The organism is Thalassotalea sp. SU-HH00458 (genome assembly GCF_040362795.1).
GTDB classification, from domain to species: Bacteria; Pseudomonadota; Gammaproteobacteria; order Enterobacterales; family Alteromonadaceae; genus Thalassotalea_H; species Thalassotalea_H castellviae.
On sequence record NZ_BAABWW010000001.1, the window covers coordinates 655,808 to 680,292 of the forward strand.

Below are 24,485 nucleotides of genomic sequence, written 5' to 3' on the forward strand. Positions count from 1 at the left end.
TGAGAGGTTGATCTAGATCATGATCTAAATGTTGTTTGAAAGTGGATGTGAAAAAATCTGATTTAGATCAATATAACGGGAAAATTTGAGTTTGAGAGATGAATTTAAGAGATTGATTACCGAACAAAAACAGAGGGGGTTGTGTTAATTTCACCGTCCATTTCAATAGTTGCCACATTATCATCAACCGTCATAAAGGCGACGTTTCCAGCGGAAGAGCAACGAATATATGACAATTCATATCCATATTTAGTTAAACTACTTGCAGCGAATTTTTGTGCTAAGGTCAAGTTAGACCATAATTCATCGAAGTTGTTTTGGCTCGATCGTCTTTCTATTAACGGATCCCTGAGACTATTTTGTGCCATCAAAAATTACTCTTAAAAAATGCATACTCGAAATATAAGCATTTTATATTCCAGTTTTACTATCATTATACACTTCAACAAGTTAAATCCTGTTTACTCTTGTGATCAGTTTTTACTGTAAAAATTTTAGACGTATCGCTTAAAACTATCAATAACAATTAGTCAAAAAAAAACCAATTTTTACAATTGGCTTTTTTCGGTTAACACTTTAATTATTAAACGGTTAGCTTAATAACTCTGACACAATAAATTAACTTACTGTCACTTTAGAAAATTTCCGCTTCCCTACTTGATAAACCGCCGTTGTACCTGCTGCGATAACCACTTTATTGTCTGCTATTTTCTCGCCATCAATTTTAGCGGCACCTTGTTTAATCATGCGCATAGCTTCAGAAGTACTGGCCACTAAACCAGCTTCTTTTAATAAATTGGCAATGGCTATTTCACCATTGTCTACCGTTAGTGTTACCTCAGGCATTTCATCAGGCATCGCGCCTTTTTGAAATCGATTAATAAATTCTTGATGAGCCGCTTGAGCAGCATCCTCATCATGAAAACGAGCAATTAACTCTTTGGCTAAATCAATTTTAACATCACGGGGATTAGCGCCGTTAGCAATATTTGTTTGGTATGCTTCAATTTCTTCGATCGGTTTAAAACTTAATAATTCATAGTATCGCCACATTAAATCATCAGAAATAGACATAATTTTGCCAAACATTTCAGTTGGGCTGTCGGTGATCCCTATGTAGTTATTTAATGATTTTGACATTTTTTGAACGCCATCAAGACCTTCTAACAAAGGCATCATTAACACTGTTTGAGGACGCTGACCTTCTGACTTTTGTAACTCTCTGCCCATCAATAAATTAAACTTTTGGTCCGTGCCCCCTAATTCAACATCTGATTCTAGCGCCACAGAATCCCAACCTTGAACAAGCGGGTACATAAATTCATGAATAGCAATAGACTGTCCGCCAGCATATCGCTTTTTAAAATCATCACGTTCCATCATGCGAGCAACCGTTTGGCGAGAGGCTAATTTTAACATGCCGGCTGCACCAAGTTTTTCCATCCAAGTAGAATTAAATTCAACACGGGTTTTCGCAGGATCTAAAATTTTAAACACTTGTTCTTTATAGGTTTCAGCGTTTGCCAAAACATCTTCTTGCGTTAAAGGCTTACGAGTGACATTTTTACCTGTTGGGTCACCAATCATACCGGTAAAGTCACCAATCAAAAAAATGACTTCATGACCTAATTGTTGAAATTGACGCAGTTTATTAATTAATACTGTATGACCTAAATGGAGATCAGGTGCTGTTGGATCAAAGCCAGCCTTTATTTTAAGTGGCTTGCCTTGCTTTAATTTTTCTAATAACTCATCTTCCAGCAAAATTTCTTCGGCACCGCGTTTTATTTCTGCAAACGCTAGGCTGACATCTGACATCAATTTAACTCCAATAACAGGGATAATTTAAACAATAATTGACGAATTCTACTGTAAATTCATAGCCTGTGAAACGTCAAAGATTGTTTCATTGCATATTATTTTGTTATAGTAAACGACAGATGTCGTATTAAAGCTTGTCGTACAGGTAGTAACCTCTTGAATAATTTAAAAAAATTATATATACAATTACCCAAACAGCACAGAATTTTTATCTCTGTTGTCAGTATATTATTACTCCTGCTTATTATATTCCCCTCAGAAAAAGCAACGGCTAGCCGTCAATCGGAACAACCTTCGCTTAAAGTCGGTCAACGATATGAGTTATCGGTTCCTGAACAATCAGAAATCGAAAGCGCAATTTCGACTCAAGTAGAGCAAGCTCAGCCAGATGAAATAAAGCTTGAGCAACCTCAACTTACTTGGCAAACGGCGAAGGTGAAAAGTGGTGATTCTTTAGCAAAAATATTTAAACGACTAGGATATAACGCCCGTACTACCCATGATGTAAGTCGAGCAAAAGGCGAAGATAGTCATTTATTAAAAAAATTAAATGTCGGAGACACTCTACGTATAGGTAAAGATTCAACAGGAAAGCTTAGCGCGTTAGAATATCCGCTTTCAAAAACCGACACGTTATTTGTTAACTTAGTTGAGGGCCAATACCACTCCTTTAAAGAATCAAAATCCGTAGAGATCAGAGAGAGTATTGCTCATGGCGTGATCAAGTCTAACTTTTGGAATGCCGGTATTGCGGCGGGGTTAGACGATGGACAAATTATTAATTTAGCGAATATTTTCGGTTGGGATATCGATTTTGCTTTAGATATTCGTAAAGGTGATAGTTTTCATGTGGTGTATGAAAATAAGTATGTTGATGGCGAATTTATTGGTAACGGTAAAATTTTAGCCGCAGAGTTTATTAACCAAGACGACCCCTTTCAAGCCATTCGCTTTACTGACGGTGAATACTATAGTCCTGATGGCAAAAGCATGCGTAAAGCTTTTTTACGTGCACCAGTTAATTTCAAATACATTAGCTCTAATTTTAAACCTAAACGCTTTCATCCAATTCAAAAACGTTGGAAAGCGCACCGCGGCACAGATTATCGGGCGAATAAAGGCACGCCAGTAGTAGCAGCAGGTAACGGTAAAGTGACCCATTCAACCTATAATAAATACAATGGAAATTACGTATTTATCCAACATGGTAATGGTATCGTGACTAAATACCTGCATTTTTCAAAACGTGCGGTTAAAAAAGGCCAACGTGTTAAACAAGGACAAGTTATAGGTTATGTAGGCTCAACGGGTATGTCACAAGCGCCTCATTTACATTATGAGTTTTTGTTAAATGGCGTTCATAGAAATCCACGTACTGTTAAATTACCCGATGCAAAGCCAATAGATAAAAAATATCGTCAAGCTTTTGCTGCGATTGCTGAACGTCGCTTAACAGAGCTATCTGGTTCTAGAATCGCATTAACGACCTTGAACCCCCCAAAAAATGGTCATCAACAAGCACCATAATGGCAAATAATAACTACTATATTGGTGTAATGTCCGGCACTAGCGCAGATGGAGTAGACATTGCACTAGTAGATTTTTCTTCGGGTAACGTACAATTAAAAGCCCATTGGTATCAGGCGTATAATGATCAACTGCACCAGAAAATCACCGCCTTATATGACTCAGGCGACAATGAAATTGATCGAATGGGTAACTTAAGTGTTGAATTGGCTCATTATTTTTCTCATGCTATCCATCATTTATTAACACAAGAAAAACTGACCGCTAAGGATATTGTCGCCATAGGTTGTCACGGGCAAACCGTACGCCATCGTCCTGTAATCGATAACACCAATAAGTATCCATTTACACTGCAAATTGGTTGTCATCAAACACTAGCTTGTTTAACGAATATTAAGGTCATTGGTGATTTTCGTACAAAAGATGTCGCCCTAGGTGGACAAGGAGCCCCACTTGTTCCTGCTTTTCACCAGTATTTATTTGCCGACCAACAACAAGATACCTTTATTGTAAATATGGGGGGCATTGCCAATATTACTTTTTTGCCCCGCGATAAAAACCGGTCAATTATCGGATTTGATACAGGTCCGGCAAACGCATTACTCGATGCATGGTGTTATAAACATACCCAACAGCGATATGATGAAAACGGCCAATGGGCGGCCCAAGGTAACATCAATCAGGCATTACTCGCTAAGCTTTTATCCGATCAATATTTTTCATTAACTGCGCCGAAAAGTACCGGACGAGAATATTTTAATCTCAATTGGCTTGCGCCATATTTAACCGACTTTTCATTAGATCCTGTTGATGTTCAAGCGACATTAAGTGCTTTAACTGCAAATTCTATCGCGCAAGAAATCAATAAATTATCCCCGAAGAGTTTCGTATATTTATGCGGTGGAGGAATTGCAAATGAGCATTGTTATAAGCTGATAAAACATCAACTTACTGAACATTGTATAAAATCTATTAATTCATTAAACCTGAATAATAACGCGTTTGAGGCCATTGCTTTTGCATGGCTCGCTTTCGCATATGAAAAAAAGATCTATGGAAATATACCAACCGTGACGGGGGCTAGCAGAAAAACGATTCTTGGTACTAAGTTTTATCCGTAACCCCCTCTAGATTTCAAAATGTTTTTCCCTATAATGAATTCCTCGCTGTATAAAGCACACACAACTTGAACAGATTTTGAACTATTTACAAAAATAAATATCTAATAAGTTGTGCTGTATGTATTTGCATAATTAGGAGGAACTATGGAGTTTAATGATATTCATATCGGCATGAAATGCGGTAGTGTGAAAGGCAGTGGTACCGTTACATGGATTGATGGTTCAACCAAAACAATTTACATCGCCAACACTGCCGACAATAACAGCTTTGAAGTAGACTTTGATGATATAATCGAAGATCCGCAAGCACACAATCGTGAAGATACATATTACTAATTTTTATCTATCGAATAACTTACCCTAGTATTTATAATTAATAGAACCTCTTTATATAAAGAGGTTTTTTTATACCCATTATTCAAAATAACTAAATCATATAACTTAATATTGCTCATCCAGTAAAAAAAATATGTTAAGTTATTCTATCATTTTCTTAACTATATTCGATTATGCAAAATAATAGCTTTGTCCTTTCACTCCTCTTTATTTCAGCAACCACCCTAGCAAATATTGAACATACTACCGATTGGATGCCAGATCACAGTTTTACACAAGGTGTTGAAGGTCCAGCGGTCGATAAAAACGGGACTTTATTTGCCGTGAATTTCGCTAAAGAAGGCACCATTGGCAAAGTTACCCAAAGCAATAAAGGCGAAATATATTTAACCTTACCGAATGGCTCTATTGGCAACGGCATTCGTTTTGATCAAAAAGGCAATATGTATATCGCTGATTATGTTAACCATAATGTCTTGATAGTTGAGCCTAACACTATAAACGTAAAGGTATTTTCGCATAATAAACAAATGAACCAGCCCAATGATATCGCGATTATGGATAATGGAATTTTATTTGCGAGTGACCCTAACTGGTCAAATAATACTGGAAATTTATGGCGCATTAATGCTGATGGCACTAATACATTATTAGAAGCGAATATGGGCACGACAAATGGGGTTGAAGTGAGTCCAGATAATAAAACACTTTATGTGAATGAAAGTGTGCAACGCAATATTTGGCGGTATTCTCTCGATGAAAAAGGCAATATTCAAAATAAAGCCCTTTTTTATAAATTTAAAGATCATGGTTTGGATGGCATGCGTACCGATAATGCGGGTAATTTATACGTAGCGCGATATGGTGCAGGTGTTGTTGCAGTACTGTCACCCCAAGGTGAGCTTATTAAAACTATACCGTTAACAGGAAAGCACCCAACCAATGTTGCATTTGGTGGTACAGACGGTAAACAGCTTTTCATTACGATGCAAAAGCGTGGCGCAATAGAAACCTATTACAATCATATTGCCGGTCGAAACTATCGATAAGTTTAATTTCGTATTTGCAATCCATAAAAACCAGCGTTAATGCTGGTTTTTTATATTTAAGTGAGGCTATTTAATTAATTACATGCTCTAGTCGATTATTAATAGAGCCTATTGTTCTTGTCTTTTCGAACGACTATTGTTTAATTCGATATAAACGAAATACCCCTTTTTGAAGCGTTGTGCCTTTATAAGTAGAGTACATATAGCCTTCAAGCACCGCATTATGTTTATGAATTAATAATTTATTAGCAAAAGTCAGATGGTCTGTTTCAATTTCGATAAGGCTCCCCACTTTACTGACATTCGCGGGAGTAAAAGATGCTTTATTAGTAAAACTTTCGCCATTCACGAATCGAACAAAGTGTGAAGTTTTATCAGGGTGTGCTTCAAAACTTAACAGCTCTGGTTTTCCATCGATATTTAATACTCCTATCCAAAACCCATAAAACTCATTTTGGCGAATAGACGTTAGCGACTCGAGTCTATCTTTATACATATGAACGAATTCACGAACAGTCGATTGTTTTTGCTGCTTATCAAGTTGGTATGTTTGTGTAAATATAGCTTGGCCATTATGATCTGTGCTCATATCCATGACTTGTAACGCATTATCTAAGTGGGGAGTCATGATTAAACGTGTGTTTTCGTTGGGATTATGCTCGTTAACTATATTAATAACACATGCTGTAATATCGCAATTTATATCATGATCAGAAAAGGCTCTGAATTTTACTTTTCTAAAGGCACTGGCGATCTTCAAAGTAAACATTCTATGCTGACCATTAGCGTTAAACTCAATCAGTTTATACGAAAAGTCTGACTCGCTAATCCCTTCAAATAAACCAGCCTTCAATTTTAATGGTTCAATTGACCATGCATCGTTGCTAAAGAAAATGACAGCGACGAAAAAAATACTAACTCTTATAAAATTAAACATTAAAATTTTCATCCTGGTAAAAACACGCAAGCTATATTTACATATTGGTATACCTATATAAAGGTAAGTAACTGTTTTAAATATTATTGTACAGGAGAAAATCAAAAAGCCGCTTAATAGCGGCTTTCTAGAATACTCTTCAACATTTAATATTTTGTCTTGAATCAGAACGGAATATCGTCATCAAAATCAATCGTTGGCTCTTGAGGGTTTACCTTAGGGGCTTGTTGCTGATTTTGCTGTCCTTGATTAAAACCACCTTGTTGCTGCCCTTGTTGTGCATAGCCACCACTTTGTTGCTGTGGTGCTTGTTGTTGATAGCCTTGCTGTTGTGGTGCTTTATAAACAGGTTGTTGAGCTGGTTTTTGTTGCGCTTGATTAGCAAACCCACCTTGTTGTTGACCCTGTGCGGCAAAGCCACCAGTTTGAGGTGCATTTTGACCAGTGAAACCACCGGCTTGTTGTCCGCCGCCTTGGCCGCGAGAGTCAAGCATTTGCATTTCATTGGCAACAATTTCGGTAGTGTATTGATCAGCACCTTGCTGATTTTGCCACTTACGCGTTTGTAAACGCCCTTCTAAATAAACTTTAGAGCCTTTTTTCAAATACTCGCCAGCAATTTCAGCTAAACGTTGATAAATAACAATACGATGCCATTCAGTTTTCTCTTTTTGCTCACCGGTTTGCTTATCTTTCCAAGTTTCAGAAGTTGCTACAGTAAAGTTTGCAACAGCACTGCCATTTGGCATAAAACGCACTTCAGGATCTTGCCCTAAGTTTCCAACAATAATTACTTTATTTACGCCGCGGCTTGCCATTAATTCCTCTCCAGCCTTTGTTTTTCAAAGGTTATATCTATTAAACGAAAGTAAAACTCTACTAAAAACTAACCCTACTTTTTACAAAGTAGTACTATACAAAAGAGATATTTGAGTAGAGTATTTTATGTCGGTAATATACTCGTTAATCCAAAGTTTTGCACGTTTAATTCTGTTATTTTTGTCGCAAAGTTGATGGCTAATTTATCAATAAATGAGCCTATCGGTTTAGAAAGTTACCTTGAATGAAATATTGCCCAAGTTTTCAATAACTCAGAATAAAACACCAGCATGCATCACACATACTTTTATCGTAGTCCAACAAAATAACGGGTCAATTAATTGATTTAAAGGTAGCAAACACAGCTTCCATTTGTTTTTGTAATTCGTAACTAGTTTTATGTGGCATTAAAGGGTGTTCAAGTAGCTGCTGTTGAATCGCATCTCCAACAGCTTGCGCTTCATAATTAAACCCTAAACTACGTCTTTTATCATCAAAATAATCGATTTGTTCATCATGGACAAATAAAGCACATTGCTTAGCGTGCCAAAAGTTAGGTATAGCTATATAGCCCACATCACCAATAATGTAAGCGGTGTTTGGTAATTGACAAGTAAAGGAGCTTGCTAGGGTTAGTTTGACATCGCCAGAATCAGCTAATATAACGATATCATCTTCAACTCCTGTTGCAGCAATATGCGACTTCACCATTAAATTTTCGAGCGGATAGTCGTTAAAATACTTTGATAACGCAATTGGATAAATGCCCATATCGAGCAAGCATCCACCAGCAAGTTCCGCATTATATAATCGAGACTCGCGATCAAAAGGCATGAAATAGCCAAAGTCTGCCTTAATATGTTTAAGTGTGCCAATTCGCCCTTCGTCAAACCATTTTTTCGCTTTTTTAATGGCAGGTAAAAAATATGTCCACATAGCCTCCATTAAAAACAAACCTTTTGACTGTGCTAAATCAGTCAACTGCTGGCATTCTTCACTACTAATCGTGATAGGTTTTTCACATAACACTGACTTCCCCGCAAGTAAGGCGTCTTTAGCATTTTGAAAATGAAAATTATGAGGAGTAGCAACATAAATTACATCGATATCCGCATCATCAAATAACGATTGATAACCTTGGTACGCTTTTTTAATTCCATGTTTATTAGCGAATGTTTTCGCGTCATCTAGTTTTCTTGCTGCCACAGAAACAAGCTCACCATTATCAACAAAGCGCATATCTTGACAAAATTCTTGCGCGATTCGACCGGTACTAACAATTCCCCAGCGTAACTTATTACTCACTCTTTACTCCTTTGTATGTATTAGTATTATTAACGTAAGCAAGCGATTGTTTTTCTATAATCCTTAACTATCAACCAACAGACTTTACGAGTTAGGTTTTAAATATTCGGCCATTTTACTCGCGATTTCTTCAGGAATTTTTTGTGCTTTTTGTTGCTGATAATCAAAGTGAACCATTACTGCCGTGCCTGAAGATTTCACTTCGCCGTCTTGCCAAAGCTCTTGATAAACATCAAATGAAGAAGAGCCTATCCTACCAATATAAGTACGCACTTCTATGGCTTTACCATAATACATTTGACCATGAAAACTCACCTCAATTTTCGCTAATATAAGTCGCCATTCAGATAAATTTAATGTAGGTGTGAACCATCTAAATACTTCATCCCTAGCACCTTCGAACCACACAGGCACCATCGTATTATTAATATGACCTAAGGCATCAGTATCGCTAAACCTAGGGTTAAATTTTTCTAAAAAATAGTTATTTGACATTAAAACATGCTCGCTTTATTTGGTTCTACAAATTAATTCTGTTGTAGTGTATTCTGTTGTGCAGACAAATAATAATAAAAATACTTATGACAGATTTTATTGAAATATACCCAGAGACTTTATCAACAACGTTTTGCCAAGAATTTATCCGCTCGTTTGAACAAAGTCCTTATAAAAATGAAGGACGCACAGGTGGTGGTGTAGATACGAGTAAGAAGTTAAGCCAAGATATTTATCTCAATCAACATCATGAATTTCAAGAACAGCTCTCGCATATAACTCAGGCATGTACTGGTAAAGTTATGGAATATATGAGCAAGTATTTTTTTAGTCTTATCGGCTCTATTTCATTAGTTATGGAACATCCAAAAACGAAGCAACCAGTACAACTTACTGAAGAAAATTTTGAGGAAGTGGGTAAGCCAAATATTTTAAATTTAATTAAATATTTATTTCGGTTAGCACCAATTAATGCGCAAAAATATCAACAAAATGCGGGGAATTATAAGTATTGGCATTCAGAAATATTTCCGCAACAAGGTCATAATGATGCATTACACCGCACTTTGCTGATCTTACTTTATTTAAATGATGTCGAAGAAGGGGGCGAAACTGACTTTTACTATCAAAAGAAAAGCATTAAACCCAAAGCTGGAAGTATGATTATTGCCCCTTGCGGATTTACTCACACTCATCGAGGGAATATCCCATTATCATCAGATAAATATGTCCTGACTTCTTGGGTTTTATATAATCCTGCAGAGCGAATTTATACGCCGACAAAGTAAAGTTGTTGAAAATAATTACTCGCTCAATTATAAAAATCGTTTTAGTAAACGATCGACTTTAGACATCGATAAACGCGCTAATAATTTGCGCGGTTTTAGGGGGTAATCACGTTGTGAATCAATTTGCTTATAACTTGTAATATCACGCGTATGTTGACAAATACTCGCGAGTTCTTGCTGAAAACCCGCCAATAATTGTTGAGTAGGATCTTGTAATAATAAGCCATTTTCGAGATCTAAACCCCATGCTCTTGGGTTTAAATTACTACCGGTAAGTAGGTGTTTCGTTTCATCAACAACCAGTCCCTTTAAATGATAGCTGTTGCTTTCATCTTGCCAAAGCTTAAAAACTAACTGACCTGAATTAACAAATTTTTGCCAGCGCTTAAGGAACTTTCGTAAAATCTGTTCATAAATATAAGGAATAATTCCAATTAAACTAAACCTTTCTGGATCCGCGATATAAAAGTCACTGGCGGTTTTATCGCCAACAATGACAGTGATTTTGACTCCGCGTTTCAGTGCAAGAGTTAACTGCTTAGTTACGGCTCTAGGTAGGTTGAAATAAGGAGTAAATAAAACAATAGACTCAGTACTGTCTTTTATTAACTGACAAACCTGATGGTTAAGCTGATTACGACGGATGCCACAACCCGCAAAGGGCGTGATTTGGATAGCGCTTGTTTTGTTCACTTCAGCAAACTGATAATCAGCACGTTTAACAATTGCCCTCGTTTTTTTACTTTGTATTTTCTTTTGTTTTTTCGTGATCGGTATTGTATCGGTCAAACGTATTGCCACACCTGATTCGATAAAATTAATCACTAAATATTGGCAAAAACAATTGGCTAACGCCGTTGAACTAATAAGATAATAACGATCTAAACGGTAATTATTGTGCTGATGTAAATAAACATTATTAATGCTCGCACCGCTGTAAAGTAGCATATCGTCAATGACAATGCCTTTTAAGTGCAACACGCCCAGTAATTCTTTAGGCTTAACGGCGATACCATAAAAATTAATGTTTACTTGATGCTTTTGCGCAAATTCAGCATACATAGCACGATTGCCCAATTGCGTTTTTTGGCCAATTAATCCACGTTGCGCACGGTGAGCGTCTACAAAAATGCAAATATCTAACGTAGGTGTTTGTACTTTAGCACGATACAAAGCGGTCAATATTTCTCGGCCAGCTTCATCGTCTTGTAAATAGAGTGCCGTAATATAAATACGTGTTTTTGCTTGTTTTATATGATCTAAAAATATTTCTTTATAGGCAGTTGGCGACAGCAAAACATCGACATCTTGCTGCTCAATACCAATTGACGGTAGTTTCATTTGATTTTTTCTTCATTAACTCAACCCGTTGATTTTATTTTTTTAAGGTGAACTGTTCAAGCTGATTTGATAAATGATCGGCTAATTTTGATAAGCTTTGCCCAGCTTCAGCAGCTTTATTTGCAGATTGCATCACTTCATCTGCACCGTTAGCGATATTTTTAGTATTTTCATTAATTCCTAATACATCCCCTCTCTGCTTAGAGACTGCCGCTGATATTTCTATGGTCGCATTAACAATATCACCAACATTATTGGTAACTTCGATAAAAGTATTTTGAACTTGCTCCGTTTTTTCTACACCTAGCTCTGATTTTTCAACGCCTGACTTCATAGCTAAAACAGAATCACTTGCCCCTTTTTGTAATTGTTCAATAATTCGTTGTATTTCAGCAGTAGAATCTTGAGTTCTACTTGCTAAAGTTCTAACCTCGTCAGCAACAACGGCAAAACCTCGTCCTTGCTCTCCTGCTCTAGCAGCTTCAATGGCCGCATTTAACGCTAATAAGTTTGTTTGATCTGCTATCTCACGGATCACATTAACAAAACCTGCAATTTCACTACTATGTTCTGCTAAATGATTAATAACCGATGCGGAAGTATTAACTTCTTTTGAAATATCATGAATGGTTTCTCCTGTATCTCTTACAACAGTTTTTCCTTTCATGACATTGTCATTAGCTAACTCTGTTAATTGTTGAGCTCCATCGGTATTTTCAGAGATAACGCGAGCTGAATCGCTAACTTGGCTAATAGCAGCGGCAACTCGGTGAGTTTCTTGTTGCTGCTCTGAAATACTTCTTTGCATATTACCGGTTAGTTGATAAATATCATTTGCAGCACTTCTTAGCTCGATGACATCCCCTTCAAATGAATGTAATAACTTCTGAATTTTTTCTTGCATATGAATAAAACTTCGCGCGATATCTCCCAATTCGTCTTTTGAATTAACTACTAGCGTTTCTGTAAAATCACCATTTCCAAGCTTCTCTGTCGCTAAGTTTATTAATTCAACATTGCTTCTTAATGACTGATAAATAGCTAACAATAAATAACAACTCAACATAATAACTAAGAAAATAACAACAGATAAAATCCACATGACAGTGGAACTTTTTTGTCTTAGTTCATTTATTCGAGTAATGAAATACTTATTAGTTTGTTGCTTCAAAGCCTTTACGGAATCTAACTGCTGTGAAGCTAACGTTTTAGCCTTTGATAGTGAAAGTAAAATAGTATCAGGTTCAATTACTTGATCGTTAATAACTGATTGGTAAGTTGTAATATCCCCTATAATTTCTCTAGAGTTTTGTACATATTTATCTAAACCTTCGGTTGAAGCGCGACTTAATTGTTCAATCGTTTTCTCAAATTTTGCTGTAAGCTCACTTAAGCGATTATTTAAAGCAACAACTAATGTATATGACTCTGCACTAAATCCTTGCTGTATGATCTGAGAAACTAAATCGTTATAACGACTACTATATTCTATTAATGCGGGTAAATGCTGTTCTGCTGCTTCTATTAGATAAAAAGCGACCACATCACTTTCTCGGGTTAAACCACTTAATGCAGCAATGTTTTCTCGAAGAGATAATGTTTGACTATAAAACTCATTATATAAAGTGAAGTTATCGTCCGTAAAATTATTTTGATTTTCTTCCCAAAAGCTTACTAACTCATTGGTTTGATTATTAAGTGATAAAAATTCTTCATTTGCTAATATATTGTCTTTTAATCGCTTAAGTTCATCAGTGATTTCTGATGAACTATTTATATCTTGTCGTATATTTGCAAGATTGACTTCTAATGAAAGCACTTTTTCAATTTGCTCAAATCCTGTTATTTCGTGCTCATATTGCTCTAATAAAGTTAATTGATCACCGACTATCCAACTAAAGCAAGCCAATAAAGGTAAATAAAACATTAACGATAGTAAGATGAATTTAGCTTTAAATCTTAAAGAGTTAGATAAAGAGATCGCGGGTTTTAAAATAATAGTCATAATTACTCTTATAGTTTTGTGGCACAAAGATAGCTGACCACTTCATTAAGACTAAAATTTCAAAAAAATTATAAGTTTTTAAATATATGAAAATAAAACCATAGATTAAATCGTCATCGCTAACTCTGCCGCTTGACGGATCGCTCTTTTAGCGTCTAATTCTGCCGCAACATTAGCCCCACCAATCAAATGAGTTGTAACGTCAGCATCTAATAAACTTTGATATAACGAACGCTCTGGCTCTTGACCGGCACAAATAATAACATCATCAACCGGCAATACCTGTGCTTTGCCATCAATTTCAATGTGTAAGCCTTGATCATCAATTGCCTTATACGTAACACCTGCCATCATATTTACACCATTTTTCTGTAATGTTGCGCGATGAACCCAACCCGATGTTTTACCTAAGCCGGCACCTACTTTAGTCGTTTTACGCTGTAAAAGATAAATTTCTTTTTGCGTTTTTTCATGCTCAGGTTGCGCCAGTAAAGCACCATTTTCAGTATAGTTTTTATCAACGCCCCAACTTTTTAACCAAGCATCTTTATCTGTGGTTAACGACTTTCCTTCAGCCAAATAACAAGCGACATCAAAACCGATTCCTCCCGCGCCAATGATCGCAACTTTATCGCCAACCGCCTCTTTATCTTTTAATACTTGTAAGTAAGTCTTCACTTTTGGATGCTCGAAACCTGGAATATTAAGTTTTCTTGGAGAAATCCCCGTGGCTAAAATCACTTCATCAAAGCCTGCTTCAATTAATGACTCTGCACTTTTTTCAGCGTTAAATTCAACGGTAACGTTATGCTTTTTAAGTTGTACATCAAAATATCGAATCGTTTCATAAAACTCTTCTTTACCAGGTATTTGTTTAGCGACATTAAATTGCCCACCTAATGCTTCTGACTTATCAAAAAGCGTGACATGATGACCTTTTTTTGCAGCATAAACACTAAACGCCATACCAGCTGGACCTGCACCTACCACGGCTAACTTTTTACTAACGGTTGATTTTTCAATAACAAGTTCCGTTTCATAACACGCTTGTGGATTCACTAAACAAGAAGCTCTTTTTTGTTTAAAAACATGATCTAAACAAGCTTGATTACATCCAATACAAGTATTGATTTCTTCACTTTTATTTTCTATTGCCTTTTGTATAAAGTTTTCATCAGCGAGAAAAGGTCTCGCCATTGAAACCATATCAGCATGACCATCCGCTAATACTTGTTCGGCAACTTCTGGGGTATTTATTCTGTTCGTTGTTACCAAAGGTATTGATACTTCTTTTTTCATTCGCTCAGTGATCCAAGTAAAAGCAGCTCTAGGAACCGACGTTACTATGGTTGGTACGCGGGCTTCATGCCAACCTATACCTGTATTTATAATCGTTGCGCCAGCTGCTTCAATGGCTTTAGCCATAGTTACCACATCTTGCCAACTATTACCGCCTTCAACCAAATCCAGCATAGATAGTCTAAAAATAATGATAAACTCTTTACCCACTTTTGCTCGTACTGCTTTGACGATTTCACAAGCCAGTCGCATCCTGTTTTCAATTGAACCGCCCCATTCGTCCGTGCGTTTATTGACGCGAACACAACTAAACTGGTTAATTAAATACCCTTCTGAGCCCATGATTTCGACGCCATCATAATTAGCTTTTGCCGCTAAACTTGCTGAATGAGCAAAGTCTTTGATAGTGCTTTTTATTTGTCTTACAGACATTTCACTGGGGGTAAAAGGGTTGATTGGCGATTTAACTTTACTCGATGATAAGCTAAAGGGGTGATACGAATATCGACCTGCGTGCAATAACTGTAAGCATATTTTGGTTGGGTATTTATGCACCGCTTCGGTCACTTGTTTGTGTTTCCCAACCTGCCAAAAATAACTTAATTGGCAACCAAAAGGGGATAATCTACCTCGAGCATTTGGGCTGATCCCTCCAGTGACAATTAAGCCGACCCCACCTTTGGCACGAGCTTCATAAAAAGCAGCTAGCTTTTTAAAACCACCTTTTTCTTCTTCTAAACCTGTGTGCATTGAGCCCATTAAGCTACGATTAGCTAATGAAGTGAAACCTAAATCTAACGGTTCAAGTAAGTGAGGAAAAGATGATGTTGTTGTCATATTCAGCTTCTTAATGATTATCGTAAAACAAGCGTAATGGTTTTAAGTTGACGCTAGTCAGTTTGTTATAAATTAGTCTTTCAATCATTAAAACTCAAGCTTTATTTTGACACCTGTCAGATTAGCTGAGAGATTTTCTTATAAACGACTTAATTATGAACATGTTACACTGAAAAAAAATCTTGCTTTATTTAGTATGAAATTAGCACTTATTAATAACATCATTCGTTATTTAAACGACGAACTGCAACTTTTATTGTCAGCGGCCAATAATGCTCATCAAGCGGCGATTGACGATCAATCTATTGCCGAAACGCAATACGATACTTTAGCAATTGAAGCCGGTTATTTAGCGGAAGGGCAATCTAGAAGAGTTGAATCGTTGAAACAAGCAATAATTTCTTTCGAGCAGTTATTTGAAATATTGAAACAACGGCCAGCACCACACACTTCTATTAAACTAGGCTCAATTGTCCAACTTGCTCAAGAGCAAACCATAGGACAATATTTATTCATTGCACCAGCGGCTGCGGGTTATCGTTGCGAAGTAGCGGGTAAGAAATTTACGGTGATCACCCCTGAGTCGCCAATGGGACAATCGCTGATAAATCAACGATTATACGACGAAGTATCAATCACATTAGGTAATACCATACACATTGATGAAATCACGCATTTATCTTGATTGTCTTAACGAATATTAAATCGAGTTTATCTTATAGGAGTTTGATTTAATAATGTTTTAATCTCTTGAAAATCCACCATTTTATCATCAAGCTTTACATATGCCACCGCTTCGCTGTGCACTAACGTAGCTTCTAGTACTCCAGGTAAATTGATGAGTTTTTCAGCAACAATATCAGCTTGTTCTTCAGTTGCTATTGACGTTGTAAAACTATAACTTTTAGACTTTTTAAGCGGTTTCATACCGGTCGCCGCAATAAACCACAATAATCCTAAACAAGACATCACGAGAAATATCATTTGTTCACCAAATTGGCTTGCTATGGCACCACCGAGAACACCACCTGTAAAAGCGCCCATAAATTGACTACTGGAATATATTCCCATCACACTCCCTTTAACTCCTGCAGGCGCTAAACGAGATAACAACGAAGGCATAGTTGCTTCTAAATAATTAAAAGCGGTGAAAAATAACATCACTAAAACAATAAGCGAGCTTAATGAATTATCCATCAACCAAAATAACATCAAGGCTAAAGAAAAAAGTAATACCGCCGAGGAAAACATTTGTTTTTCTTTTTGTTTTTTGATCGCTAAAATCATAAACGGCACCATTAAAAAGAAAGACCCCAATAATGTTGGTAAATATAATTGCCAATGATTTTCTAGCGCTAAACCCGCTGCTACGAATTGTTTTGGCAAAGTAACAAAGCAAGCTGTTAGTGCCATATGTAGAGTAAAAACCCCAATGTTTAAACGAATTAATTGTCGATCGCGGATCAGCTTACCTATTTGATTAGGCAAGGCAACATTATCACCTTTTGGCGCTTTATTGACTGAAAACGGCACCATAAATTGAATCATTATCATAGCGCCAATCGTTAATGCACCAGTAAACCAAAACAAACCACTTAAGCCAAATGCTTGCGCGACTACAGGGCCTATGATCATCGCTAATGTGAACGATAAGCCGATAAACATACCAATCGTTGCCATCACTTTGGGGCGCTGCTCTTCCCGGCTTAAGTCAGCCGCCAAGGCTAAAACAGCAGACGCAATTGCCCCCATACCTTGTAACGCTCGACCGGCTACAACACCGTATATAGTTTCAGACATTGCCGCCACGACACTGCCTAATAAGAAAATGAGTAAACCTGCTAAAATAATGGGTTTACGACCATACTTATCCGATAAAATCCCCATAGGAATTTGCAACATCGCCTGAGTTAATCCGTAAGCACCTATCGCTAAACCGATCCAAATGGGGTTATACCCCACTAACTCTTGTCCATAAATAGCAAATACCGGCAAGATCATAAACAAACCTAACATCCTCAAACCAAAAACGATGGCGAGTGAAAATGCCGCTTTTTTCTCAATGCTATTTAGTGCTGAATTGCTCATGGCGGGTGATCATAAACCTTTAACTATCAAAATAAATCCGCGCTAGTTTAACACGACAATTGAATGAACAAAAACAGAGATTAATAGATGAAAATCGTCGAGAAATTGTGCGATAATATGCGGCTGCGATTTTAAGTGGATAAATTATGAGACAGATCGAAGTTAGGGGTGCCAGAACCCATAACCTAAAAAACATTAGTTTAGATATTCCTCGAGACAAATTAATTGTTATTACCGGCCTCTCAGGCTCTGGAAAGTCATCTTTGGCATTTGATACCTTATATGCAGAAGGACAGCGCAGATATGTTGAATCGCTTTCTGCTTATGCTCGTCAATTTTTATCGCTAATGGAAAAACCTGACGTTGATCATATTGAAGGCTTATCTCCAGCAATTTCTATTGAACAAAAATCGACGTCTCATAACCCGCGTTCAACGGTTGGAACCATTACTGAGATTTATGATTATTTACGACTTTTATACGCACGTGTAGGTGAGCCTCGTTGTCCTACTCATCATCAACCGTTAGCTGCACAAACTGTCTCGCAAATGGTTGATAAAGTTTTAGCGCTCGAAGAAGGCACTAAAGTCATGGTGTTAGCACCGGTGGTATTAAATCGTAAAGGTGAGCATGTAAAATTACTCGATAACTTAGCCGCACAGGGCTATATCCGTGCTCGTATTGATGGCGATGTATGTGATTTATCTGATCCACCAACTTTAGATCTTCATAAAAAGCACACCATAGAAGTTGTCGTTGATCGTTTAAAAGTCCGTGAAGATATCCAATTACGACTTTCTGAATCATTCGAAACAGCTTTAAGCCTAACAGCCGGCTCTGCCAAAGTTGCTTTTATGGATGAACCTGACCGCGAAGAGCTATTATTTTCAGCGAATTTTGCTTGCCCACACTGTGGTTACAGTATGCAAGAATTAGAACCGCGTTTATTTTCTTTTAATAACCCTGCTGGTGCTTGTCAAACCTGTGATGGCTTAGGAAATCAGCAGTTTTTTGACCCTGCACGAGTCATTGCCAATCCTGAATTAAGCTTATCAGGTGGCGCAATTCGAGGCTGGGATAAACGTAATTTTTACTATTTTCAAATGCTTCAAGCCCTTGCTGATCATTATGACTTTAAAGTGGATCAACCGTTTAATCAGTTAGATAAAAAACATCAAGATTTAATCTTACGTGGTAGCGGCAAACAAGAAATTGAATTTAAATACATGAACGATCGTGGCGATATTGTCATTCGCAAGCATCCGTTTGAAGGTATTTTAAATAATATGGATAGACGCTTCAAAGAAACAGAATCAAACGCTGTTCGAGATGAGTTGTCAAAGTACTTAAATAGTCAACATTGTCCCGATTGTGATGGTAGCCGTTTACGGCTTGAAGCACGAAATGTATTTATCAATGATACCCCTTTACCTGTAGTCGCAGAACTTGCTATCGCTGATGCATTAGCTTTTTTTGAAGGCTTAAATTTAACGGGTCAAAAAGCTCAAATTGCAGAAAAAATCCTCAAGGAAATTTGTGACCGTCTAGGGTTTTTAGTCAATGTAGGATTAAATTACCTCAACATGTCACGCGCAGCAGGTACTTTATCAGGTGGTGAAGCACAACGCATTCGTTTAGCCAGTCAAATTGGTGCGGGTTTAGTCGGGGTAATGTACGTACTCGATGAACCATCCATTGGTTTACATCAACGTGACAATGAACGTTTACTCAAAACCTTGATCCATCTCCGTGATCTTGGCAATACTGTCATTGTTGTAGAGCATGACGAAGACGCCATTCGTGCTGCTGATTATGTCATCGATATTGGTCCTGGTGCCGGAGTTCATGGTGGCGAAATCATTGCTCAGGGTAAAGTTGATGATATTTTAAAATGTGAGCACTCACTGACAGGAAAATACCTTTCAGGTAGAGAAGGTATAGATATACCAAAAGTAAGAACTCCATTTGATAAAAATAATGTAGTGAAATTATTTGGTGCCACAGGGAATAACTTAAAGAATGTTGATCTAACCATTCCAAACGGCTTGATGACTTGTATCACAGGTGTTTCTGGCTCAGGAAAATCAACCTTGATCAATGATACTTTGTATAAGCTTGCTCACATTGAATTAAATGGTGCAACCACCCAAGAACCTGCTCCTCATCAATCAATTGAAGGCTTAGAGTTACTCGATAAAGTTATCGATATTGATCAAAGCCCAATAGGTAGAACACCGCGTTCAAACCCCGCTACTTACACCGGAATATTTACTAATATTCGTGATATTTTTGCTGGTACACAAGAAGCACGATCTCGTGGTTATAAGCCAGGCCGCTTTAGTTTTAATGTAAAAGGCGGACGATGTGAAGCTTGTCAAGGTGATGGTTTAATCAAAGTAGAAATGCACTTTCTACCTGATGTTTATGTACCTTGCGATGTTTGTAAAAGTCAGCGTTATAATCGAGAAACATTAGAGGTGAAATATAAAGGCAAAAATATTCACGAAGTGCTCGATATGACCATTGAAGACGGTTTAGAATTTTTTTCAGCCATTCCAGCTGTTAAACGTAAGTTGCAAACCTTGATGGATGTGGGTTTAAGTTATATTAAGCTTGGACAATCAGCTACAACCCTATCTGGTGGTGAAGCACAAAGAGTTAAGCTTTCTAAAGAACTTTCGAAACGCGATACGGGGAAAACCCTCTATATTCTTGATGAACCAACTACGGGCTTACATTTTCATGATATCAAGCAACTACTTCAAGTCATTCATCGTTTGCGTGATCATGGAAATACTATCGTAGTGATTGAACATAATTTAGATGTAATTAAAACGGCAGATTGGATCGTTGATCTTGGCCCTGAAGGTGGCTCTGGTGGTGGTGAAATATTAGCGACAGGTACGCCTGAGCAAATCGCGCAACATAAAACCTCACATACCGCAAGATTCTTAAAGCCAATGTTAGAAAACTAACTCACACTTTACCCTGTAGATAATTGGCTTTGCAATTTAAAACGGACACTGGGTTGTCCGTTTTTTATTACCTTAATTTTCAGAGACAGTTTTTAATGGGTCACTGAGAAAATGTTGGGCAAATTTTTCTAATGATGGATGACTAGGATCAGAAAAATGAGCAACGTTTAATACTTTGCCTTTAGGTGAGATAAATACCAGCCCTGGCGTTCCTATTATTCCATATTTATTCGCAATATCATCACCATCAAGTACCGTATCGAACTGATAACCGTGATTCCGCCAGTAAATTGCAGGTTGCCAATCTTCTTTAATATTTACGCCAATCACTTTTAATCCTTGAGATTGATACTTTTCATGGAGCTCAGCAATGCCAGGTAATAGCTTTTTGCAATATGGACACCATGTAGCCCAAAAGACTAAAAGTACTGGCTGACCTTGATATTCTGATAAGGTGACAGGTTTTCCCGTAATAGACATTAATGTCCAATCTTCACTTTCGTAGCGTTCCGATACTTCAATATTTTGATTGTTTTTACTAATAGAAACAGCATTTGCTATTGAGTTATTAATAAAAGTCATCGTCAATATTAAGCTAAGCCATAGACTATTCGACAAATTTCTCTGCTTAAAGCATTTCATATCACTGTCCTGATACATGTATGATGTTGGTTATTGAATATATCGGACCTGATTTTGTTAATATTTCTTTCTTATTTTAAGAATGTCTTTGAAACAATCGCTAGCCACTCATCACTGCTTAAGGTTAATATATTTATCTCGCTAACCTTTTATATTTGTGTGAAAATTTGAAAAATATTAACTTCCAAAACGCTTTAATCTATCTTCTCGCTTTTTCAAGTGGCTTTAGTATTATGGGCATCGAGTTGTTAGGTGGACGTATTCTAGCGCCATTTTTTGGCAGTAGCGTTCATATTTGGGGCAGTATTATCACTGTATTCATGCTTAGCCTTTCATTCGGTTATTTAATTGGTGGGAAACTTTCCACTAAAAATGCTTCCTTAACCCGATATGGCTTAATTTTTCTTTTCGCAGGCGTCACTGTATTACCAATTGTTTTATGGTCAGGTCCTATGATGGAATTCATCTTTCTCAATATTGAAGACAGTCGCTATGGCTCTCTTACCGCATCAATGGCATTGTTTTTTATTCCTACCATTATTTTGGGAATGATCTCTCCTTATTCAGTACGTTTACTGGTAACCGATAAAGAAAGAAGTGGCCAAGTAGCGGGCGTTTTATATTTCGTTTCCACCTTAGGAAGTGCATTAGGTACCATCATTACTTCTTTTTATTTCGTCTTATTTTTTGAAGTAAATGCCATTATATTAACCTTCAGTTTAGCATTGATGATTTTTGGTATTATCGCGATAACTTTTGACAAATATTCAAGCAAACCCGTTAACGATTTGGCAGGAGCTGTACATGAATAAACTATTATTAATTTGCTTATTATTTAGTGTATCGGGTATATCCTTCGCAAACGTTATTCATAAGGAACGTTCGCTTTATCGTAATATTATTGTCGAAGATAATTACAACTTACGTTGCTTAAAGTTTAATGTAAAAACAAGTAAAACTAACCAAAGTTGCTTATATAAAAACAACCCTAACAAATTAGTTTTCAATTACACTAAGTTGTTATTTTCTAGTTTATTATTACTGGATAATCCGCCTGAAAACATCTTAATTGTTGGTTTAGGTGGTGGCACTATGTCTAATACGCTGCACCAGCTGTATCCGAACGCTAAGATTGAAAATATTGAAATCGACCCAGCAGTGATCAAAGTTGCACGTCAATATTTCAGTTTTTTTGAAAATGACAATATTACCAGCAAGGTACAAGACGGCCGTATATTCGTAAAACGAGCCGCTTTAAAAAAACAAAAGTATGACTGGATTATTTTAGACGCTTTTAATGGCGATTATATCCCTGAGCATTTAATGACCAAAGAATTTCTTCAGGAAACAAAAACATTACTATCTGAAAATGGTGTTTTATCTGCTAATACATTCTCAGTTAGTGAGTTATATGCCCACGAATCCGCAACCTATAAAGCAGTATTTGGTGATTTTTTTAATGTCAGAAATAGAAAAAATAGTAATCGAATTATTTTAACTGCTAACAGTGCCTTGCCATCAGGCGAAGTAATTGTGGAAAGAGTTAAAAAATTAGCAAAGCAGTTATCAACCTTTGGGGTCGACATCGCCCAAATATCTAGCAATATGACCTCAACATCTGAAGAACAAGATTGGTCTGATGATACAAAGGTGTTAACTGATCAATATTCACCTGCTAACCTACTTAATCAGTAATGAAACTTAACCCTGCATTATAGCTATTCAGGGATATTTTAGTTTTTAGTTTTTAAGGTTAACCGAGTTTTAGCACTCGGTTTTTTTACCTTTTTATTATGCAAAATTACTTTGCCGTTTCTGGCTGTACTTTTATTATTTGGCGGTTCAACAGACAGTTGGCTTTCGGAGCTATTTTCAACGCTTTTCGCAGTTTTAGTTGATGTCGCCACCGCACGATTGATCTCATTCATCTCTTGAGCAGTTAAATCTCGCCATTCACCAGGTTTTAATTTTCCCAGTTCGACAGACATTATCCGAGAGCGTTTTAATTTCTTTACCTCATAATCTAAATACTCACACATACGTCTTATTTGGCGGTTCAAACCTTGAGTTAAAATAATTCTAAAAACAAATTTACTTTGTGGCTTTACGATACAAGGCTTAGTAATGGTGCCGAGAATTGGTACACCGCGTGACATACGTTGCACAAAGCGTTCACTGATAGGTTTATCAACAGTAACAATATACTCTTTATCATGAGCATTCTCAGCCCTTAAAATTTTATTGACTATATCTCCGTCACTCGTTAAGAAAATAAGACCTTCAGAAGGTTTATCTAAACGACCTATAGGAAAGATACGTTCTTTGTGACCAATAGCGTCAATGATATTGCCTTTTACATGTTTTTCTGTCGTACAAGTAATACCGATAGGTTTGTGATAAGCAATATAAACACGATCAGATTTATTCGCAGGCATAGCCCCAATTTTTTTACCATCAACAGATACGCTATCACCTGGGTATACTTTAGTACCAAGCTCAGGGATCAAACCGTTTATTTTAACTCGGCCTTCCTCTATTAATTTGTCAGCCCCTCTTCTGGAACAATAACCTGATTCACTGATAAATTTATTGAGTCGTTTACTTGTATCTGTCACAAATATTCCAACGTAGTCATTTTATTCATTCCTTTATTTTAACCGATATATCTTTTCATGTATTGATTAAATCTAAATTTGAACCTAGTTAGAACAAGTATTACTTTTGGAAAAGCCAACGGTTAGAGTGATTTTTTGGCTAAAAATTTGCTGGTATAAAAGCCTAGCAATATCCTACTCTCATCTAATGACAAGCACACTCAGATACTTTTTATCAGTGGCATCACAATTTACTTACATGAAAGGCCGAATGTTTCGAAAGCAGGGATACTTATAGAACTAGCTGTTCAGCGTTTCAAGCACAGAAACAGGCTTTCCGTCCCAGAAATATGATCACTATGCTGTAGGCAACAAGAGGTCTCTTTCGTGTCGAGCGTGTATTTCACACTGACATATCTTTATATCTTGATAGAAATAACACCGCATGCGGGTAATCAAAAGACACGCACAAAAAAAGGCTATCCGTTAGGATAGCCTTTTCTCTT

21 protein-coding genes are annotated in these 24,485 nt (G+C 36.9%); 9 read left to right on the top strand and 12 right to left on the bottom strand.

What is annotated here, in order from left to right; translation table 11 throughout:
* Positions 1 to 116 precede the first annotated feature (116 nt).
* Positions 117 to 368: a hypothetical protein gene (locus tag ABXH06_RS02865; RefSeq protein ID WP_353517214.1), complete on the bottom strand. Its 252-nt coding sequence runs from the start codon at positions 366 to 368 to the stop codon at positions 117 to 119.
* 250 nt (positions 369 to 618) lie between these two features.
* On the bottom strand, positions 619 to 1,818 hold the full coding sequence (tyrS, locus tag ABXH06_RS02870) for a tyrosine--tRNA ligase (RefSeq protein WP_353517215.1): 1,200 nt from the start codon (positions 1,816 to 1,818) through the stop codon (positions 619 to 621).
* A 159-nt stretch (positions 1,819 to 1,977) separates the two neighbouring features.
* Between tyrS and ABXH06_RS02875 the strand changes: the two genes are divergently transcribed.
* The 4 genes from ABXH06_RS02875 (at position 1,978) to ABXH06_RS02890 (ending at position 5,854) form a co-directional block, all read left to right on the top strand.
* Positions 1,978 to 3,348: a peptidoglycan DD-metalloendopeptidase family protein gene (locus ABXH06_RS02875; protein ID WP_311578828.1), complete on the top strand. Its 1,371-nt coding sequence runs from the start codon at positions 1,978 to 1,980 to the stop codon at positions 3,346 to 3,348.
* Positions 3,348 to 4,469 carry an anhydro-N-acetylmuramic acid kinase gene (locus ABXH06_RS02880; protein WP_311578831.1) on the top strand — a complete coding sequence of 374 codons (1,122 nt, stop codon included), beginning with the start codon at positions 3,348 to 3,350 and terminating at the stop codon, positions 4,467 to 4,469. Before ABXH06_RS02875 ends, ABXH06_RS02880 begins: the two co-directional genes overlap by 1 nt.
* Before the next feature lie 144 nt (positions 4,470 to 4,613).
* A complete protein-coding gene (locus ABXH06_RS02885) occupies positions 4,614 to 4,805 on the top strand; it encodes a hypothetical protein (protein ID WP_311578834.1) in 192 nt (63 codons plus the stop codon).
* A 173-nt stretch (positions 4,806 to 4,978) separates the two neighbouring features.
* Positions 4,979 to 5,854 carry an SMP-30/gluconolactonase/LRE family protein gene (locus ABXH06_RS02890; protein WP_353517216.1) on the top strand — a complete coding sequence of 292 codons (876 nt, stop codon included), beginning with the start codon at positions 4,979 to 4,981 and terminating at the stop codon, positions 5,852 to 5,854.
* Between the two features lie 133 nt (positions 5,855 to 5,987).
* Here ABXH06_RS02890 and ABXH06_RS02895 read toward each other — a convergent pair whose 3' ends face one another.
* From ABXH06_RS02895 to ABXH06_RS02910, 4 genes are all read right to left on the bottom strand, one after another.
* Positions 5,988 to 6,791: a hypothetical protein gene (locus ABXH06_RS02895; RefSeq protein ID WP_353517217.1), complete on the bottom strand. Its 804-nt coding sequence runs from the start codon at positions 6,789 to 6,791 to the stop codon at positions 5,988 to 5,990.
* 164 nt (positions 6,792 to 6,955) lie between these two features.
* Positions 6,956 to 7,609: a single-stranded DNA-binding protein gene (gene ssb, locus ABXH06_RS02900; RefSeq protein ID WP_311578844.1), complete on the bottom strand. Its 654-nt coding sequence runs from the start codon at positions 7,607 to 7,609 to the stop codon at positions 6,956 to 6,958.
* A 334-nt stretch (positions 7,610 to 7,943) separates the two neighbouring features.
* On the bottom strand, positions 7,944 to 8,915 hold the full coding sequence (locus tag ABXH06_RS02905) for a Gfo/Idh/MocA family protein (RefSeq protein WP_353517218.1): 972 nt from the start codon (positions 8,913 to 8,915) through the stop codon (positions 7,944 to 7,946).
* Positions 8,916 to 8,999: 84 nt separating this feature from the next.
* Positions 9,000 to 9,410, bottom strand: a complete 411-nt coding sequence (locus tag ABXH06_RS02910) for an acyl-CoA thioesterase (protein ID WP_353517219.1) — start codon at positions 9,408 to 9,410, stop codon at positions 9,000 to 9,002.
* A gap of 86 nt (positions 9,411 to 9,496) precedes the next feature.
* On the opposite strand from ABXH06_RS02910, the gene ABXH06_RS02915 reads away from it, so the two are divergent.
* On the top strand, positions 9,497 to 10,198 hold the full coding sequence (locus ABXH06_RS02915; protein ID WP_353517221.1) for a 2OG-Fe(II) oxygenase: 702 nt from the start codon (positions 9,497 to 9,499) through the stop codon (positions 10,196 to 10,198).
* A gap of 27 nt (positions 10,199 to 10,225) precedes the next feature.
* Here the strand turns inward: ABXH06_RS02915 and pssA are convergent, their stop codons facing one another.
* The 3 genes from pssA to ABXH06_RS02930 all read right to left on the bottom strand — a co-directional run bounded on the left by pssA (position 10,226) and on the right by ABXH06_RS02930 (position 15,680).
* Positions 10,226 to 11,539 (bottom strand): CDP-diacylglycerol--serine O-phosphatidyltransferase, encoded by a 1,314-nt coding sequence (pssA, locus tag ABXH06_RS02920; RefSeq protein WP_353517222.1) that lies wholly within the window; start codon positions 11,537 to 11,539, stop codon positions 10,226 to 10,228.
* 34 nt (positions 11,540 to 11,573) lie between these two features.
* Positions 11,574 to 13,544 carry a methyl-accepting chemotaxis protein gene (locus ABXH06_RS02925; RefSeq protein WP_353517223.1) on the bottom strand — a complete coding sequence of 657 codons (1,971 nt, stop codon included), beginning with the start codon at positions 13,542 to 13,544 and terminating at the stop codon, positions 11,574 to 11,576.
* 105 nt (positions 13,545 to 13,649) lie between these two features.
* Complete coding sequence (locus tag ABXH06_RS02930) at positions 13,650 to 15,680, bottom strand: oxidoreductase (protein WP_353517224.1); 2,031 nt, start codon at positions 15,678 to 15,680, stop codon at positions 13,650 to 13,652.
* 196 nt (positions 15,681 to 15,876) lie between these two features.
* Here ABXH06_RS02930 and ABXH06_RS02935 point away from each other — a divergent pair, with 196 nt between their 5' ends.
* On the top strand, positions 15,877 to 16,365 hold the full coding sequence (locus tag ABXH06_RS02935; RefSeq protein WP_353517225.1) for a hypothetical protein: 489 nt from the start codon (positions 15,877 to 15,879) through the stop codon (positions 16,363 to 16,365).
* A 26-nt stretch (positions 16,366 to 16,391) separates the two neighbouring features.
* Here the strand turns inward: ABXH06_RS02935 and ABXH06_RS02940 are convergent, their stop codons facing one another.
* Positions 16,392 to 17,768 carry an MFS transporter gene (locus ABXH06_RS02940; protein WP_353517226.1) on the bottom strand — a complete coding sequence of 459 codons (1,377 nt, stop codon included), beginning with the start codon at positions 17,766 to 17,768 and terminating at the stop codon, positions 16,392 to 16,394.
* A 146-nt stretch (positions 17,769 to 17,914) separates the two neighbouring features.
* Between ABXH06_RS02940 and uvrA the strand changes: the two genes are divergently transcribed.
* A complete protein-coding gene (gene uvrA / locus ABXH06_RS02945; RefSeq protein ID WP_353517227.1) occupies positions 17,915 to 20,743 on the top strand; it encodes an excinuclease ABC subunit UvrA in 2,829 nt (942 codons plus the stop codon).
* A 72-nt stretch (positions 20,744 to 20,815) separates the two neighbouring features.
* Here uvrA and ABXH06_RS02950 read toward each other — a convergent pair whose 3' ends face one another.
* Positions 20,816 to 21,361 carry a TlpA disulfide reductase family protein gene (locus tag ABXH06_RS02950; protein WP_353517228.1) on the bottom strand — a complete coding sequence of 182 codons (546 nt, stop codon included), beginning with the start codon at positions 21,359 to 21,361 and terminating at the stop codon, positions 20,816 to 20,818.
* Between the two features lie 257 nt (positions 21,362 to 21,618).
* Here ABXH06_RS02950 and ABXH06_RS02955 point away from each other — a divergent pair, with 257 nt between their 5' ends.
* Positions 21,619 to 22,197: a fused MFS/spermidine synthase gene (locus tag ABXH06_RS02955; protein WP_353517246.1), complete on the top strand. Its 579-nt coding sequence runs from the start codon at positions 21,619 to 21,621 to the stop codon at positions 22,195 to 22,197.
* Positions 22,190 to 23,080: a spermidine synthase gene (locus ABXH06_RS02960; protein WP_353517229.1), complete on the top strand. Its 891-nt coding sequence runs from the start codon at positions 22,190 to 22,192 to the stop codon at positions 23,078 to 23,080. The genes ABXH06_RS02955 and ABXH06_RS02960 overlap by 8 nt, the downstream gene beginning before the upstream one ends.
* A gap of 38 nt (positions 23,081 to 23,118) precedes the next feature.
* Here ABXH06_RS02960 and rluF read toward each other — a convergent pair whose 3' ends face one another.
* Entirely contained in the window at positions 23,119 to 24,000 is an 882-nt protein-coding gene (gene rluF / locus ABXH06_RS02965; RefSeq protein ID WP_353517230.1) for a 23S rRNA pseudouridine(2604) synthase RluF, read from the bottom strand.
* Between the last annotated feature and the right edge of the window lie 485 nt (positions 24,001 to 24,485).